Below are 16,579 nucleotides of genomic sequence, written 5' to 3'. Positions count from 1 at the left end.
GGAGGCCGGCATTCCAATACCTGCTTATCGCTTAGCAGCGAATGCAGCGGAGGTTGAAATCTCTGCCGCCGAGATCGGCCTGCCGGTGATTCTGAAGCCAGCCATAGGCAGCGGCAGCATCGGTGTGCGATTATGCAGCACCGTCGATGAGTTAGCCGAACATACCACCTACCTATTGGGTGGGAAGCACATTTGGCGATCTTCGCCGAGGATACTTGTTGAAGAATACGCGAATGGTCCGCATTATATCGCTCAGATAATGGGAAATGAGGTCGTTGCGATTGCCGCCGCTGACTACGGCCCCCCACCGCATTTCGTCTTTCATAGCGGCACCCAGCCAGCCTCGCTGACAGATGACGAGCACGAGCGAATCGCCGACGTTTCGCTGAGCTGCTTGCGAATTCTCGGCCTTGGCTGGGGTCCCACGAATGTTGAACTCCGGTGGACGAAGCTTGGCCCTGTCGTCATTGAAGTGAATCCGCGACTTTTGGGCGGGACGGGTTCTCAATTGGTTCGGCTGGCTTATGGAGTCGATCTTATCACCGAACACATCAAGCTTGCCGTCGGCCACGAATGGGATTTGCGCAGAAGGCATTCACACATTGTGGCCGTCCGGGTCCTAATTCCTGACCGTGATGGCATCGTCGATTGGATCCATGGCGGCAGTCAGGCTGCTGCTGTACCGGGTGTCGCAGAGGTGCAATTTTGTGTCGAGCCCAATACCCCTATCGTGAGGAAAGGCGACTATCGAGATCGCATGGGACATGTCATAGCCGCTTCACCCGACCGTGTCCGGACCGAGGCGATAATTCAGCGTGCGGTGAACTTAATCAGTTGGTCGATCTCTCCATTTCCGTGAACAAAGACAATCATCAGCCCCTCAAGTCGCCGCACCAGGGGAAGCTATTGAAGAGGAAACTTGTAGTGCAAAATCAAGTGCGGTCGTCGCAAAGTGAATGATACCTAATTTTGTTTCTGGGAACCTCTAGGCAATTGAACTTATCTGCGGTGGACAATTGTCTTCTGATTTTTTGCGGCGGCTATGTCGCGCGAGTAATTCCCAGGCCACAGCAAGAGGATAGCCGCGGTGTTAGAGCAACCAGCCCTGCCCCCCCCTCCGCTCGTCGGACCCCGTTCTGCCGAGACTTTCGGCCGGGCGCGCAGGGTTTTCCCGGACGGCACCACGCGGATCACTATCGAGCGCGATCCCATTCCCCGCTACATGCATCACGGAGAGAGTGCGTTTCTTGTCGACGTTGATGGCCGTCGTCTCCTAGACCTCAACGGCAACTTCACGACCCTCATCCATGGCCACGCCTTCCCGCCCGTGATCGAGGCCGTGACGCAGCAGCTCAGAAGCGGATGCTGCTTCGCCAACCCGACCGAGATTGAAATCGATCTTGCTGAGCTTCTCTGCGCCCGAATTCCGCATCTTGACCGCATCCGCTTCGTCAATACCGGTACCGAGGCGGTCATGTTTGCGATTAAGGCGGCGCGGGCGTTCACGGGACGTCCCGCCATTGCCAAGATCGAGGGAGCCTATCACGGCGCCTACGACTGGGTCGAGGTCAGCCAGGCTGCAACGCCTCAAACGTGGGGCGATCCCGAACATCCCGCGCCCACTCTTTCTTATCGCGGCATGCCGCCAGCTGTGCTCGATGACGTTGTGATTTTGCGCTTCAACAACGCCGAGGGCGCGCGCCGGCTGATCACGGAACATGCAGGGCGTCTCGCAGCCGTCCTCGTTGATCCCATGCCGAGCCGCAGTGGGCTCATTTCGCCCACGCCGGATTTCGTATCCGCCATCCAAGAGACGGCCCGTCGTCACGGTATCCTTGTTATCAGCGACGAGGTTCTCAACCTCCGACAGGGTTACGAAGGCGCCTCTGCGCTCTATGGGCTCGCCCCCGATCTCTTCGCGCTCGGCAAGATCATTGGCGGCGGGCTCCCCATCGGCGCGATCGGAGGCCGCAGCGAGGTGATGGCAGTCTTCGAGGCCGCATCAGGCGGTCCTGCTCTGCCGCAGGGCGGCACCTTTTCAGCCAATCCGCTCTCGATGGCAGCAGGACTCGCCGCGATGGAAGCCCTCGACCGCGCTGCCTTCGATTACCTCGAGCGGCTGGGGGACAAACTGCGAAACGGGCTCGAACGCATCATCGCGCGGCACGGCGCCCCTTTCAGCGTCACTGGAGCCACTTCCCTCTTTCGCCTTCACCCGCGGCGCAAGCCGCCGCGAGAGTTCCGAGAAAGTTTCCTTACCCTACAGGAGGTGGCCGTGATGACGGAATTAACTCGCTTCTTCGCCACGGAAGGCATCATTCTGCCCAAAGCGGCCGCCGCTTGCCTCTCAACACCGATGGGGGAGGATGAGATCGCCTTCGTCGCAAATGCTTTCGACCGCTTCCTAATTCAGCGCGCGGCGCTCCTCGACACTATCACGGGTTAGATCATGGAAGAAACCGTCGCACAGGCGATCGCGCGTGCGTTGAAGCCCTTGTTTGGCCAGAGCCTGCCGTCTGCCGTCCTCCTCGCCTGCGGTACGATTGGCATCCCGCCAGCTCGCCTACCGGCAGGAGAAGATGGGGGGCGCCATGGCAGACGACTTTGAACGCGTCTTAAGCAGGATTGCAGTGGTTACCACCCAAAACGGGCCGCCCGCGGCCATCCTCGTGCCATCACTTCCGGAGGCTTTCAAGGCGAGCCTGTCGGAACGCGCACCAACCAGAATGGAACAGACAGTTGGCGCCAGATCACGCCTGGCGCGTGCAACATCCATATCGGCGTCGATCCAACCGAGGTCGGTTGCACCTACGAGGCGCTGTGCCTCGTGGTCCATGCTGCGGTCACGATCAACGCTCTTTGTCAAATCCTCCAACACATCGACCTGTGGCGCCGCCGCGCCGATGGTACGCAACTGCGTGTCCGTCGTCGTAATCGTGCTAAAGAATGGCGTGCTCGGCTTCCAAAGGCATGCCGAAGCAATGCCGTTAGGACCCTGTACGAGCGCCTGCCATTTCGCTCCAGTCGACCACGCAGCAATCGCCCGGGCGTGCGGTTGCGGCGCGACCGTCGTCAGGGTACCGGACGACATAGGGCCTGCTCTCGAGGCGCTCGCCTCTGAAAGGCCGTGGCTAGTCAAGGTCGTCGCCGCCCCCAACGCCCATCCTGCTCTTTCCCTTTTCGGCGGCGCGGTTGACCAGAACGTCGTGCGCGACGTGGGTTCCGTTTGATGACGACAGAAAACACCAAATCAATGGGCGTTGCGGTCGTCACCGGCGGGGCAACCGGGATCGGGTTTGCGACCGTCGCGCATCTAATCGACGCTGGCTGGCGCGTCGCTTTCTTCAGCCAGACGAGAGAGCGGGTGGAGGCTGCCGCTGTCGATCTACGCGCCCGTTTTCCAGCTTGGAATATCCACGCCGACACGGTCGACCTCCGTGACGAACGCGGCGTCTGCCGGTTCTTCGCCAATGTCCGCGAGCGGTGGGGAACGGTATCCGCGCTTGTCTGCAATGCTGGCTACTCGCCGAAAGGTCCAAACGATCAGCGTGTCGCTCTCGGCCATATGCCGCTTGCCAAATGGGATGATGTTATCCGGGTGAACCTCACGGGCGCCTTCCTCTGTTGCCGCGAGGTGTTGCCCGGTATGGCGGAAGCCCGGCAAGGCCGTATCGTCCTGATCAGTTCACTCGCGGCGCGTACGCAGCCGAAGATCGCCGGAGCGAGCTACGTTGCCTCGAAGAGCGCGCTTGCAGGGCTCGCCCGGTCGATCATGAGCGAATACGCCGGGCTTGGTATCACGGTGAACACGATCTGCCCTGGCCGTGTCTTAAGCAATATGACGGGACCGCCCGAGAGGCCCGGAAACCGCGCTGCACTCGCGCGGATCCCGATCGGCCGGCTCGGCAGGCCCGAAGACATCAGCCGCGTCATTAAGTTTCTTGTTCGCTCGGATTCCGACTTCATTAACGGCGCCATCATCGATGTCAACGGCGGTGAGTTCGCCCCCTCTTAATCTGTCGGCCGGCGGCACAAACCATTCAGTGACGAAGGACGCGGCGCCGGCCACTCCCGCACATTCTGCGCATGCGCGAACTTACGGACCTGCTGCACTAGGGGCCATGGCGAACGCCTGGAACAGGCTGCCTTCGGACAGGGCCGTGGTCAAGCCAAGCGAGCCCTGGCATCACGCGCACGGCGGCGACTTCTCACATCCGAAGGCCACCATGACAGGATCTCGGCCGCGTCGTTCCAAGGACGCCTCATTGGCGGGAGGTGGTGGCCGATAGCGACAGCGGATGCTCGACAGCAGCGAGGACGTGCTCAGCCGTCAACGCCTCGAGGTTTTGGCTTCAGGCGATGCTTCTGGCCGCGCGTGCGGAGAATGAGAGGCTCCGCCAAATCATCAAGGAGTTGCAGCGCTATCGCTTCGGGCCAAGGGCGGAGGGCCTGCCCGAGGACCAGTTGCTTCTGGGCCTGGATGGCCAGCAGGTAGAGGCGGAGGGCTTCGCCGGCACCGAAGCCGCGGACCCATCAAAGCGGTTTGGCGCATTTGCCGCCGCGTCTTCATGGGATGACCTTCGGCGACAATCGATGCGATCGGCGCAACGACGCCCGTCGACATCCGCGATCGAGCCCTGCTGCTACTCGCCACGACGGGCATTCGCAACGGTGAGCTACGCGCCATTCAGCTGCAGGATATCGACTGGCGTGCTGGCGAGGTATCGGTCCGGCGCACCAAGGGCAAGCGGGATCGGGTGGCGCCGCCGCTCGAGGAGACCGGCGCCGCGCTCGCCGACTACGTCCTGCGCGCTCGACCGAAGGTGGATAGTCCGTATCTGTTCCTGTCCTTCACGCCGCCCGTGGCAGCATTCAAATGCGCGTTTGCGACATGGCGGGGTTGAACTCGGGCGAGTCGCAGGTGCGCATCTCCTGCGCCACAGTCTTGCTACCCAGCTCGTCAAGCAGTGAAGGCCGGTCAACGAGGTCGTCGATCTTCTAGGGCACCGAAGCATCAACACAACGCCATTGTACGTAAAGGTCGCCACCTCGCAGCTTGCCGAGGTCGCACTTGCGAACATTCGACCTGTCATGGCAGCTTACGATGGTGAGTGTGCCCGATCCGATACACGTTTTCCGTGCTCTTTGATTCGCCGAGAGCGATGCGGTCGTGAGCGGCAGCTCTTTTTGCGACAAGATGATCAAAGGCATGACGGCTCCGCAAGCAGCCCAGTCTCACGCCGGGCTTTGCGAAGTCGCAGCCTTCCTTTTTCAGCTCATGTTGACCAGTCCCGAGAGCGGGAAGTGTCGCATCCTTCGCATACTAAATGGTTTGCTACATATGGAGTGGCATGACGATTGTTCTAGAATTCAAATTGAATCGGCCCTTTGTACATAGTCTGCCTTCCTAGAATCAGACAAGTGGGCGGGGCGCTTCATAGACGCTGTAACCGAAACGTGATTCGCTCGGCCGGCGGCGGGCGAATCGAGGGACGGCGAATGTCGGGGCCACGCGAGAAGCGCGAGACGGGAGAGCAGGACCTGTTCCGCTCCAGGCTCGACCAGATCATCAGCATGAAGCACGAGCTGGTGCGGCTGGCGGATGCGATCGACTGCCCGATGCTGGAGGAGCGTTTTGGCGCGGTCTATTCGGACGGCCCCCGCATGCCGCCGCTGCCGACCCGGCTGATGGCGGGGCTGGCGATCCTCAAGCACACCTTCAACCTGTCCGACGAGGTGCTGTGCGAGCGCTGGGTGGAGAACCCCTATTTCCAGTATCTGACCGGGAGACGTTCTTTTGCCATACGCTGCCGTTCGACCGCTCGTTGATGACGCGTTGGCGCAGCCGCATGGGCGAGGAGCGGATCGTGGCGCTGTTGCAGGCGAGACTCAGCCTTGCGGTCAAGACCGGGGCGATGAAGCCGGCCGACACGCGCCAGGTGATCCCCGGATCAGTCCGAGGACCGACACCACCGTGCAGCCGAAGAACGTCATGTTCCCGACCGACGCCAAGCTCATCCACCGGGCGCGCGAGCGGCTGGTGCGGCTGGCCAAGAGGACGGGCCTCCATTTGCGCCAGAGCTATGTGCGGGTCGGCAAGCTGGCGCTGATCAGCCACCAGCGCTATGCCCACGCCAAGCAGTTCAAGCGGGCCAACAAGGCGCTGCGCAGGCTCAAGACTATGTCGGCCGGACCATTCGCGACATTGGTCGCCAGATCGCCGGCAATGCGGGGCTGGACGCGCTCTTCAAATGGCCGCTCTACCAGGCCGCCACCGTTCTCCAGCAACGTCAGCGCCAGCGCGTCCGCAAGATCTACTGCCTGCACGCGCACGAGGTGGAATGCATTGGCAAGGGAAGGCGCATATGCCCTACGAGTTCGGGGGGAAGGTGTCGGTGGCCACCACGCTGAAGCGTCCGGGCGGCCAGTTCGCCCTGCATGCAAAAAGCGCTGCCCGGCAATCCCTATGGCGGCCACACGCTCGCAAGCCCATAGAGCATCGGCCACATCAAGGCTGAGCACCGGATGAGCCGCAACTCCTCGCCGGCCAGCAGGGCGACGCCCTCAACGCCGCCGCCGGCTACAACTTCTCCCTCCTGCTCAACTGGTTCACAGGTTTTGTGGCTTCTCATCGCAGCCCAGTCAGCCGAGAGGACTCGAAGCCTGACTAATCTCGTTGTTCACGGACGACTGACAATTCTTGGTGTTCAGTGAGGCTCCTCTGTTGCGGTAAACACGGATTGTCCGTGGATCTGAATCTTATTACAGAGCCGCGCCAAGTCTGACAGATCGTGACTCGCTGTAAGACAGATGCGTATGCCCGCATGGCCCCGAGCGACCGTCGGAAAGAACGTGACGGAAGTGTAAAAGCCATCATCGAATAGGCGTGCTGCGAAATCAATAGCCGCAAATTCATCGCCCACATTAATCATGCGAATTGGCAGAGGAGCGCCTCGCTGATCTGTGTTGATGAGATCGTCGAACAGGGCGATGCGGTCGATCAATTGATCTCGGCGAACCCTGAGCTCGCTCGTGCGGTGGATTTTCGCCGAGGCCATAGCGGCACCGACAGCTGCAACGTTGGGCGAAGCCGAGAAGGCATGCGGAATGGAGTAGCAACGAAATAGCTCTTCTTGATATGCCGTTCCCAGCATGAGCATGCCGCCCGACGCGCCGAAGCCCTTGGCGAGGGACGCCGCGACGATCGTGCGCTCACCTAGCTCGTTGGGTAATTGCGAGCGCGCAAAACCTTCGCCACTTTCGCCAAATAGTGAAATTCCGTGTGCGTCGTCGATGTAAAGAAAAAGGCCATACTTTTCCTGCAACTCAAGAAGCCCTTCGATCGGCGCGAAGCCGCCCATCGAATAGACGCCATCGCAGACGTAAGCGACGATTGGATGCTTGCGGCAAAGCTGCTCCAAAGCATCGAGGTCATTGTGAGGAATTGTCTCGACTTGGGTCTCCTCGGCCACAACTGGCTTATGAAAGGCAAGCGAGGCATGTGCCAGACGGTCGAACACCATGACAGGTCTTTGACCTCCCGTTAAATGTCCGGAGGCGATGATTGGCAGTGCGCCCATGTTGGCAATCATAACCGTCGAGTAAGTAATAATCCGCGCCCCAAAGAGTTGGGAAAGCAATCCCTCAAGTTCACCAACGAGTCCGAAATTCAGGCGCGTGCGTGCACAAGACCAGTGGAGTGATCCGTATTCCTTTATCGCGGCAACCGCGCCTGCAACGATAGCTGGATGATTGTCCAAGCCGAGGTAGCAACAACGTACGTAGTCGGCCATGGTATCGCCTCGACGCTCGCCCTCCGTGATCATGACCGCCCTCCCCTCTAAAGACCGCCCGTAAACACCCATGAGACCACGTTGGTGAGCCCGTTCGAAATGCATTCGCGTCCGATCAATGACCGAAGCGGTGTTGCGGAAATGACTGGCGTTTGCAGCGCCCGCTGTGAATTCCACCGGAGACATTTGGACGTCCTTTCAAAAGTGCATATTTGCGGTAAATTGGCTCCCCAGTCTCACGTGATCCAAATTGCGAACCGCCGAATTCCGATGCGGCTGATGGCCGTCTGATATGATCCCGAAGACACCTTCAGTCTGTCGGATGAGGAGCTGGCGCGCCCTGGGTGGAGAGACCCGAATACCCAGTTCTGGGGTGAAGAGTTCTTCTGCCCTGAGTAGCCGGCGCATCCTGGCACAACGTGCCGCAAAGCCCAGGTTGGAGTTTTCAGCACTAGGTGGAACATGACACCGGAAATGAATCGCGAGACAAGGGAACCGCCACGCGGTCGAGCCCGTCATCGGCACAATCAAAGCTGAACACCGGAGGGGCGGCACCTGTATCGCCCACAATCAGGACGACGTCGGCGGCGCCTCCCTGGCCACCGCCGACTACTTCCCGCTCCTGCTAGACGGTTCAGGAGCTTTTGTGGCTTCTGTTCGCCGCGGCGCTCCCACTCAGGCCGATATGACCCGCGGTCGGGGACATCCACTCAGGTCCACCAGAGAACAAGATCTGGCCGCGCAAATCCGAAAAAGCAATTCAGCAGCACGCGACGCTTTCCGTTGCCTGATTGACCGGTAACCCCGTGAACGAAGCCGCCATCGATTAGGGCGATATCCCCAGTTTTGAGCTCGAACTCGCGGCAAGGGACGGCCTCCAGATAGGCTGCCGAATAGGGGTATCCAGTGGTCTCCACACCTTGCGATATCCGGTCCGCAACCGTCGGCTTGTGGCTCCAGAGCTTCAGATTGCCGCCTTCCTCAGGCATGCTGGGATAGAGGTTGAGCGCTGCGACCGTATTGTGCGCCACCGCAGAAAGCTCGTAATCATCGCCAGCACGTAAGACTTGAGCGACGTCGTCGTGGGGATCCAAGGAAAACGTGCCTGTGCCCGACCAACTGAGGCCGCGACAAACATTGGCCTGGCCGTGTTCGGAACGCGCTAGCCGCAATTCGATTCCCTGGTTGTGAAGCTCTCGCTTCAACGCCCCGAATACTGCTCGAACCGGGTCAACCAAATTCTTAAAAAGGGCATCGACGTACGGCCGCGCGTTTTCGGCGTCTGCGAAATAGGTGGCTGCATCCTTTCTGTAGTGAGATGCACCGACATATTGTCCGGGCACACCATCTTTACGCTCTCTGAGACCGGAGCTTCCAATAAAGTTCGTAGTGATCTCCTCTGCTACTTCGGTGCTGAAAGCTTGCTTGATGTGCAGAGCGGTGAGCTCACCTTTCAGGACCGAGATGATCTCCGCCGTGTTGATCGACCCGGTCCGTTCTTTGATCGAAACCGGCGAGATGGCTGGCACTTGAGATATCTGACTAGGCATTGTCTTGCTCCTGTAGTGCGTGTTCAAGGATGGTGATGCCACGATCGAGTTCGGCATCGGTGATGGTTATCGGCGGGAGGACTTTGATAACGTCGCGATTTGGCCCCGAGGATTCGATAAGAAGGCCATTTTCGAATGCGACATCGTGCACGCGGCCGACAACTGCCGGTGAACGGCATTTCAGGCCGGCCATCAGACCGCGGCCGCGCTTCTGTTCGATGTATCTTGGAAATTTCGCAACCAGGCGATCGAGGTGCGTTTGCAGCCTGACGGCTGTCCGCTCGACACCTGCAGTAAATTTCCTATCCGACCACATCTTGCACATGGCTCCTGCCGTCACGAAGGCGAAATTGTTTCCTCTGAAGGTCCCGCTATGTTCTCCGGGCTTCCATATATCCAAGTCGGGTCGAATCAGAACGATGGACAACGGACTACCTGAACCGCTAAGGGACTTAGAAAGACAAACAATATCCGGTTCGATTTTTGCAGACTCGAATGAGAAGAAGTCGCCAGTTCGGCCCGCACCTGCCTGGATGTCGTCGACGATAAAAACAATGCCATGCGTGCGGCAAATGCGCTGAATTTCCGTGAGCCACGCTGCGGATGCGGCGTTCATGCCGCCCTCTGCCTGGATGGTCTCCAGAATGATTGCGGCAGGCTTTTCTATGCCGCTCCCCGGGTCGCTCAAAACGCTGTCGATGTAACTGGCGGAATCGAAAGCTTGGCTCGGATAGCCGTCATAGGGAACACGGATCACATCGTGGCGAGCGACGCCTCCCAGTTCCCTGGTTGAGGCCGAGCCCGACACCGCTAGAGAGCCGAGCGACATGCCGTGGAACGCATTCGTAAAGGCCATGACGCTCGAGCGGCCGGTGTATTTTCGCGCCAGCGCCAGAGCCGCTTCGTTGGCGTTCGTGCCGGTCGGCCCAGGAAACTGAATCTTGTATGAAAGGCCTCTGGGTTTCAGGATCCAATCGACGAACCCTTCAATGAAGTCACGCTTTGCCGCCGTATGCATATCAAGCGACAGAAGAATGTTCTCACCGACGAGATATTCAATCGCCGGCGCCATAATATCCGGATTGTTGTGCCCGTAGTTGAGTGCGCCGGAACCCACCAGGAAATCGATAAAGGGCTTACCCGTCTCGTCCCAGATCGTCGCCCCAAGGGCCTTCGTAAAGACGGTGGGGAACGCCCGGCAATAACGACGAACGCTAGATTCATGAGCCGTGAAAGCGTCGGTGTCCATATTAAGTCCTCTGCACATAGTCGTCAAAGAAGAGAGCTGTTTAATGGCTAGTGGTTTGCGGCATATGTTCGTCGTTTAACATTGAAGCAGAATGCCGGAGGCAGCTTTGTTTGGTCTGGGTTTGGTCTGGTGGTGCCGGGATCCTCATTGAATATTGTTGGTTGCGTTGCCCTCCATTCGGATGTCTTCGGGGAATGTGCTGCAACAAGATGGCTTCTAAACCTTCCGCGAAAGCACCGATACTATGGCATCAGGTAGTTGACGTACCCACCCATCGCTGCCCATAGCGCCTCCGCACAAATGAATGGGTCCAAGGAGATCAGCAGGGTCGCGTCGCCAGAGGTTGTGTCGCTCGGCGGTAGCGAAGCCGCTCGCGAGCGCGCTCCTCGATGGCGCCGTAGCGAGCGAGCGGCTTCGCGGCGGTCATCAATATTCGCCGTTCAACCTCGGGCTGCGGACACCAACCTGATTCAAGAAACTATTTGATGACCGATGACACAGCGAAAGCCACGCTCTCTTTGAGAAGAATGCGGATTCCGATCTCTTGCGCGATAACTGGCCCGAGCCGCCGGATCAAAAGGGCGGGGCCGCCGTGGACCCCCTTGACGGAAAGCCCGTTCGTAGGCCAGGCGGAAGCAACCGGGAGACGCGCTGGCGAAGGGCCGCATCGGTTTCGAGAGCGTCAACTACCGCGACGGCAACCATCCCCGGCCGCAGCTGGGGCTGCTGCCTTCAGGCGAGTCGAACAGGAGATCGTCTGGGAGGCTGAAGGCGTTGACGAGGTGGGCCGTGAGTAAGTAATCAAGCGCTGATCGGGATCGACGAACGCTGTTTCCGTCCGACCGAGGTTGACCTGTGATCGGCGTTACCTCAAGGCAGGCAGGCCGACAAGCTCGGTTGGAAGCCGAAGACCCCTTTCGATGTGGTCGAGGCCCACTGCCGCGCCTCACGCGAAAACACGATGGCGTCGCGAGCAGGTGCATTTGTCGTGGGGCCATCCGCATTGCCAGGCACGCCCTCTCGGCCGGCATCCGCCCAGGTCCGGTCGTTTGGATCGGCGAATTCACACATTCTGCAAAGCAGAAAACCATCCGCTCCATTCATGCGGTCGACGATTTCGCGAAAAACTGGCTTTTCAAACAGATCGGAGTAACCCTCATATAGAAGGTTGCCCAATACGTGACTCCGTTCAAAATCCATGGAGCACAGGGTGACGTCGCCGTTTGGAAGAAGAACATTCCGATACTGTCGTTCGTCCACGCAGGTTAGGGCTCCGAGCACTGGCTGACGTGGTGCAACGATCTTAGGGTCGACGCTTCCACCCCTACTGCTCACCGGCCGCGCTTTTATCAGTGCTTCGGTAGGAATAATGTCGGCTATATCTGGGTGGGGCTCGCCCAAGGCCACGAATCGGATCAAGGGGATGTCCGCGTCGACGAGTTGACGAACCAGATCGCGATACTTGTCTCCGACCAGGCGGCTGTTCATGTAGGTGCCGTCATCGAAAACATGGACCACGAATACGCCCAAGCGCAAGGCTTGCAATCGCTGCAGGTCCTGCCCGTTCATTCCCACCAGCGTCGTAAAAATCCTGATGCCATGGCCTTTGGCGAAGGCGTGCTCCACCATTTCGGTGCAGTCCGGATTGAGCCAAGGTTCGGAGTATCCCGCAAAACCAATGTCGACGGAAGTCGGTACGCGGGCCAGACACCGCTTGAAATCTTCAAGACCCAGATGACTCGCATGAGACACTTTTCTTTGCCGGACCGCGAACTTGTCCTGGGGACAATATGAACATCCTACGACACATCCCGTGGTCGTCGTTATCTCCAAAACCCTGCCGGCTGTGTTTGCTGAGCGAAGTTCCGGTAAAATCACTGGTGATTACTCCCATCTACCTCCTGCGAAGCGCCACGATAGTGTACGTGTGCCTTTGGCTTTCTGACACCGCCTGTTGATCCACCGCGGCAACGCGGCCATCTACCCTTTTTCGCAGCCTAAGCCGACCGGTTCGCCGATTTGCCGGGCCGACTCTTCACAAACTTCCAGCGCGTCGGACCAGAGACAGCATTGCAATTTTCGAGGCATCACTCGCTCCGGAGATGTAGCCTCAATCGTCGATCGCTGGCCCGTCGCCGAGATGCGCGCGCAGCACCCTCGAACCCGCCGGAGAGAAGCTTTCTGGATGAGGTCGATCATCCCTTACGTCGAGCGAGTTCCGTGTTCTCATGCGGCTTAACCCTCACACTATATTGCCGCACCTCGACCAGCAAAGGCCGTGCCAGTGCCCTTGGCGCGCAGTTACTGCGTGATAGGCTTCGAAAAGCCCGACAGGCCCAAGACGCTCCGCTGTTTTGAACCCGACATGTTTTCTGACGGCTGTCAGATTTTGGACACACATCACTCATGCGTCAGTCGCTTAAGACAGAATGGCGTGCTGAGTTCTGCAAATTCGCTGAGAGCGGGCGGTCATGACAGGGTGGTGCTCAACGTCACCGATTCCCTGGAAGGAACGCCGCCATGATCAAGACGGAAAGTAAGACCGCCAGCGCTGCCGTCAAAGACATTCTGCTTTGAAACCCGGATAGATCGAACGAGGTGGGTGATGCAGGAGGTGCTCGAGGCCGAGATGGACGAGGCGCTGGGGCTTCGAAGAGCGAGCGCACGCCGGAGCTCTCGGCTATCACGCGCGCTACTACGGGCGGAGAACTAGCTGCGCACCTACGGCGGTTCGATAATCCCAAGTTTCAAAGCTTTTACAACAGCTACCGTTCTGCTGGTCGCATCCAACTTCCGCATTACATTTTTTAAATGGAAATCTATCGTATTTCGTGATCTGCCTAAAATAGTTCCTATTTCCCATGACGATTTTCCTTTCGACACCCAATCAATGCAATGTATTTCTCTCGGAGACAGGTTATGTACTCGTTCCGACGCAGTCGTAGTGTCGAACTTCGTAACCATCCGATGAAACCGCAGCGCGGCCATTTGCAGGTAGGTGATCGTTCTATTCTGCAATTCGCAGTCCGAGGATTGAGCAAAACTCACAAACCTAAAGCTGTCACCAGGGCCATGTAATGGGACGGTAACGCCTGACCTCAAGCCGAATGTTGCTGCTTCGTCCAAGACGCGGCGTCCATCTTCAGTTATGCTTTCATCGGTATACACCTCGCTCCATCGAAAGGGCCCCGCCTCCTTTCGACCTTTCTTGATGAGTGGGTCTATTTTGGCATAGCCCATTCTCGAGTAGCGCTCCTGCCATTCAGCAGGATAATTCCACATCACCACAGAACCCTCTCGGTTCGGCTTGAAAACCCCCTGTTTTGATGCGAGCGGGCCATAGGCAATCCACGGGCAATCGAACTTCAGCGCAAACGCAGACATCCGTTCGAACAACTGTTCGGATTGAGCGATATCATCAGTCATCTCGAGGAATAGGTCTAACTCCACCTGCGGGAGTTCCATGATGCCTCCTTCATTGCGTTCTCATCGGTGCAAAGTTTGCTCCAGCCCAGCCTCGCAACATCCGAAGTCAACGGGACTCGAGCCGGAGTTCCTTTCGCCACCTGGAGTACCCTCAAGAGTCGTGCCAGCTTGCGAGCGAAGCTTCTTCTTCAGGTCGTCAATCGACTGGGGGAGGTACCCAGGAGGCGAACCGAACAGCACTGTGTCGGGGAGCGCACAATCCGACAGTCGAGCATTCGATTGACGGAATATGGGCAGGAACGTATTCGCGGCGCGCTTTTGAAATCAGCACCTAAGTCCCGGGCCTGAGAAAGCTGCATGGCAACTGTACTTATTTGATCGAGGCAACGTGATGCACTCACTCCGCTTATCGGATGGAGAAAGAACAAGTTCACAATTCAATCGATACGTCGACCTTCTTTTCCAATCTCCCGAGCTGGGCAGCCGTAGCAAAAGTATTCGACTGGATCGCGGCTGACTTTCTCCAGGCTCGGTAACCTGCTGAATTTGTCCTTCGGATGTTCCCGCTCAGTTGGCACGACTTTTGAACATCACCGTCGTGAGGCGGCAGGAGCTGCCCGCCAAAATTGATGCTGTTATGGGGGAGGTCGAAAATTCTAGTTTTGTCTTTTAACGTCTTTGGGACCGAGCGTGTTGATGCGCCCGCTTGGAAACTATGAAACGTTTCCCCGTCCATGGACGCGGCGCCACTGGTCGCCACGTACTCGCCTTCACTGTCCGCCACTGGAGCCGGCAGCCGGTGCGGCTCGCGATCATCACGGCTGCGATGCTTGCCTCCACGCTGGCTGACGTGCTGATGCCGGTCTATTCAGGTCGTCTCATCGATGCTGTTGCAGGCGGCGCTGCTGTGGCAGCACCAGCCTGGCATTCGGCCCTTGCAGCCTTCTCTGTACCGATTGCGCTTGCGCTCGTTGCCATCGCCATGCGCCACATCGCCGTCATTGGCCTGAACGATCTTTTGCTGAAGATGATGTCCGATGTCGCGAACGAAGCGTTCTATCATGTCCAGCGCTTTTCGACAGACTGGCATGCGAACAGCTTCGCCGGCTCGACAGTGCGCAAGATAACGCGCGGCATGTGGGCGCTCGACCCTCTAAACAGCACAATATTGGTCGCGCTGTTCCCGTCCTTTATCATCTTGGTAGGTTCGACGGCGCTGCTCGGCTGGCACTGGCCGGTCATGGGCGTGATCTTTGCTTGCGGCTCTCTGATCTATCTAGCGTTTTCGATTTCGCTGTCGCTCAGCTATGTCGCGCCGGCGGCGAGCCTTGCCAACCAATGGGACACAAAGCTCGGCGGCGCGCTTGCGGACGCGGTCAGTTGCAACGCTGTGGTCAAAGGCTTCGGCGCCGAGGTTCGCGAAGACCAGCGGCTTGAAAATATCATGACCAAATGGCGGCACCGCGCGCGCCGGAGTTGGGTGCGCGGAACGATCGTCGACTCAACCCAAGGCGTCACTTTGGTTGCGCTCAGGGTGGCGGTGGTCGGATATGCCCTGCTTCTGTGGTCGCATGGACAGGCAACGCCGGGCGAGATAGCCTATGTTCTCACGTCCTTCATCGTCCTGAAGGGCTATCTGCGTGATGCCGGCATGCATGTCCGCACCGTGCAACGCTCGGTTAATGATATGGAAGAACTGGTGGCCATCCACAATCAGCAGCTGGATGTTGCGGATCGTCCAGAGGCCAAGCCGATCCGGATCACGACGGGCCGCATCGATTTCGAGAACGTCCACTTCCGTTACGCCAACCATCCCCTGCCGATCTATAGCCAATGTTCGCTGTCGATTGAGGCTGGCGAAAGGGTTGGGTTGGTTGGACCTTCCGGTTCCGGCAAGTCAACATTCGTGAAGCTCATCCAGAGACTCTACGACCTGAGCGGCGGCCGGATCCTGATAGACGGCCAGGACGTCTCCGAGGTGACCCAAGAGTCGCTCCGTTCGCAGATCGCGATCGTGCAGCAGGAGCCTATCCTGTTTCACAGGTCGCTTGCCGAGAACATCGCCTATGGCCGGCCTGGCGCGAGCCAGGCCGAAATCGAGCAAGCGGCACGGCTGGCCAGTGCGCATGACTTCATCGCGCCCCTGCCGAAGGGCTATGGGACATTGGTCGGCGAAAGAGGTTTGAAGCTCTCCGGCGGCGAGCGCCAGCGCGTGGCGATCGCGCGCGCCTTCCTGGCGAACGCGCCGATCCTTATTCTTGACGAGGCCACATCGAGCCTCGATTCGGAATCCGAGGTGCTCATTCAACAAGCGGTGGATCGGTTGATGGTGGGTCGAACCACACTCGTCATCGCACACCGGCTGTCGACGGTCCGCTCGCTCGATCGGCTGCTCGTCTTCGACCGTGGCCGCATCATGGAGGACGGCGATCATGCCGCGCTGATCGATCTCGATGGTGGCATTTACCGCCGCCTCTTCGAACGGCAGGCGTTGGAACTAGCGATGGGCCTGGCCTGAGCGCCAAGTATCAGGATCGAGTGCCCGACCGCGAGAGCGCCCA

General features: G+C 58.7%; 12 protein-coding genes and 2 pseudogenes. 8 read left to right on the top strand and 6 right to left on the bottom strand.

Going from position 1 to position 16,579, the window contains the following annotated elements:
* The coding region (locus EOA38_RS01290) for an ATP-grasp domain-containing protein (RefSeq protein ID WP_127298280.1) at window positions 1-859 on the top strand (859 nt) is incomplete at its 5' end.
* Window positions 860-1,087: 228 nt separating this feature from the next.
* Window positions 1,088-2,446 carry an aspartate aminotransferase family protein gene (locus EOA38_RS01285; RefSeq protein WP_245466456.1) on the top strand — a complete coding sequence of 453 codons (1,359 nt, stop codon included), beginning with the start codon at window positions 1,088-1,090 and terminating at the stop codon, window positions 2,444-2,446.
* Window positions 2,447-2,563: 117 nt separating this feature from the next.
* Here the strand turns inward: EOA38_RS01285 and EOA38_RS41070 are convergent, their stop codons facing one another.
* The gene (locus EOA38_RS41070; protein ID WP_348526696.1) at window positions 2,564-2,914 is read right to left on the bottom strand and encodes a hypothetical protein; all 351 of its coding nucleotides are present in this window, start codon (window positions 2,912-2,914) and stop codon (window positions 2,564-2,566) included.
* Here EOA38_RS41070 and EOA38_RS41065 point away from each other — a divergent pair.
* From EOA38_RS41065 to EOA38_RS01260, 5 genes and pseudogenes are all read left to right on the top strand, one after another.
* Window positions 2,835-3,230: a thiamine pyrophosphate-dependent enzyme gene (locus tag EOA38_RS41065; protein WP_348627502.1), complete on the top strand. Its 396-nt coding sequence runs from the start codon at window positions 2,835-2,837 to the stop codon at window positions 3,228-3,230. The two genes, EOA38_RS41070 and EOA38_RS41065, sit on opposite strands and share 80 nt — an antisense overlap.
* Window positions 3,230-4,015 carry a 3-oxoacyl-ACP reductase FabG gene (gene fabG / locus EOA38_RS01275; RefSeq protein WP_126080649.1) on the top strand — a complete coding sequence of 262 codons (786 nt, stop codon included), beginning with the start codon at window positions 3,230-3,232 and terminating at the stop codon, window positions 4,013-4,015. Before EOA38_RS41065 ends, fabG begins: the two co-directional genes overlap by 1 nt.
* 344 nt (window positions 4,016-4,359) lie before the next feature.
* A pseudogene (locus EOA38_RS41060) lies at window positions 4,360-4,542 on the top strand (transposase); the annotation flags it as partial.
* 47 nt (window positions 4,543-4,589) lie between these two features.
* Complete coding sequence (locus EOA38_RS40105; RefSeq protein ID WP_348627501.1) at window positions 4,590-4,904, top strand: tyrosine-type recombinase/integrase; 315 nt, start codon at window positions 4,590-4,592, stop codon at window positions 4,902-4,904.
* Between the two features lie 595 nt (window positions 4,905-5,499).
* Window positions 5,500-6,671: pseudogene (locus EOA38_RS01260) on the top strand (IS5 family transposase).
* A gap of 36 nt (window positions 6,672-6,707) precedes the next feature.
* Here the strand turns inward: EOA38_RS01260 and EOA38_RS01255 are convergent.
* From EOA38_RS01255 to EOA38_RS01235, 5 genes are all read right to left on the bottom strand, one after another.
* A complete protein-coding gene (locus EOA38_RS01255) occupies window positions 6,708-7,979 on the bottom strand; it encodes an aminotransferase class I/II-fold pyridoxal phosphate-dependent enzyme (RefSeq protein ID WP_126080648.1) in 1,272 nt (423 codons plus the stop codon).
* A 524-nt stretch (window positions 7,980-8,503) separates the two neighbouring features.
* A complete protein-coding gene (locus EOA38_RS01250) occupies window positions 8,504-9,343 on the bottom strand; it encodes a hypothetical protein (protein ID WP_126080647.1) in 840 nt (279 codons plus the stop codon).
* Entirely contained in the window at window positions 9,336-10,592 is a 1,257-nt protein-coding gene (ectB, locus tag EOA38_RS01245) for a diaminobutyrate--2-oxoglutarate transaminase (RefSeq protein WP_126080646.1), read from the bottom strand. Before ectB ends, EOA38_RS01250 begins: the two co-directional genes overlap by 8 nt.
* Window positions 10,593-11,462: 870 nt before the next feature.
* Window positions 11,463-12,344, bottom strand: coding sequence for an SPASM domain-containing protein (locus EOA38_RS01240; protein WP_245466457.1), 882 nt, complete (start codon window positions 12,342-12,344; stop codon window positions 11,463-11,465).
* Window positions 12,345-13,313: 969 nt separating this feature from the next.
* On the bottom strand, window positions 13,314-14,057 hold the full coding sequence (locus EOA38_RS01235; protein WP_126080645.1) for a LuxR family transcriptional regulator: 744 nt from the start codon (window positions 14,055-14,057) through the stop codon (window positions 13,314-13,316).
* A 676-nt stretch (window positions 14,058-14,733) separates the two neighbouring features.
* Between EOA38_RS01235 and EOA38_RS01230 the strand changes: the two genes are divergently transcribed.
* On the top strand, window positions 14,734-16,536 hold the full coding sequence (locus EOA38_RS01230) for an ABC transporter ATP-binding protein (RefSeq protein WP_126080644.1): 1,803 nt from the start codon (window positions 14,734-14,736) through the stop codon (window positions 16,534-16,536).
* The last annotated feature ends 43 nt before the right edge of the window (window positions 16,537-16,579 follow it).

Origin of the sequence: Mesorhizobium sp. M1E.F.Ca.ET.041.01.1.1, from assembly GCF_003997355.1 — a bacterium.
Lineage (GTDB): Bacteria > Pseudomonadota > Alphaproteobacteria > Rhizobiales > Rhizobiaceae > Mesorhizobium.
This window is presented reverse-complemented; position numbering and strand designations above follow the sequence as displayed.

Coding starts and splice junctions, on each gene's coding strand:
- EOA38_RS01235 (WP_126080645.1), bottom strand. CDS start 14,057: ATGGAACTCCCGCAGGTGGAGTTAGACCTATTCCTCGAGATGACTGAT.
- EOA38_RS01255 (WP_126080648.1), bottom strand. CDS start 7,979: ATGTCTCCGGTGGAATTCACAGCGGGCGCTGCAAACGCCAGTCATTTC.
- EOA38_RS01230 (WP_126080644.1), top strand. CDS start 14,734: ATGAAACGTTTCCCCGTCCATGGACGCGGCGCCACTGGTCGCCACGTA.
- EOA38_RS01250 (WP_126080647.1), bottom strand. CDS start 9,343: ATGCCTAGTCAGATATCTCAAGTGCCAGCCATCTCGCCGGTTTCGATC.
- EOA38_RS41065 (WP_348627502.1), top strand. CDS start 2,835: ATGCTGCGGTCACGATCAACGCTCTTTGTCAAATCCTCCAACACATCG.
- fabG (WP_126080649.1), top strand. CDS start 3,230: ATGACGACAGAAAACACCAAATCAATGGGCGTTGCGGTCGTCACCGGC.
- ectB (WP_126080646.1), bottom strand. CDS start 10,592: ATGGACACCGACGCTTTCACGGCTCATGAATCTAGCGTTCGTCGTTAT.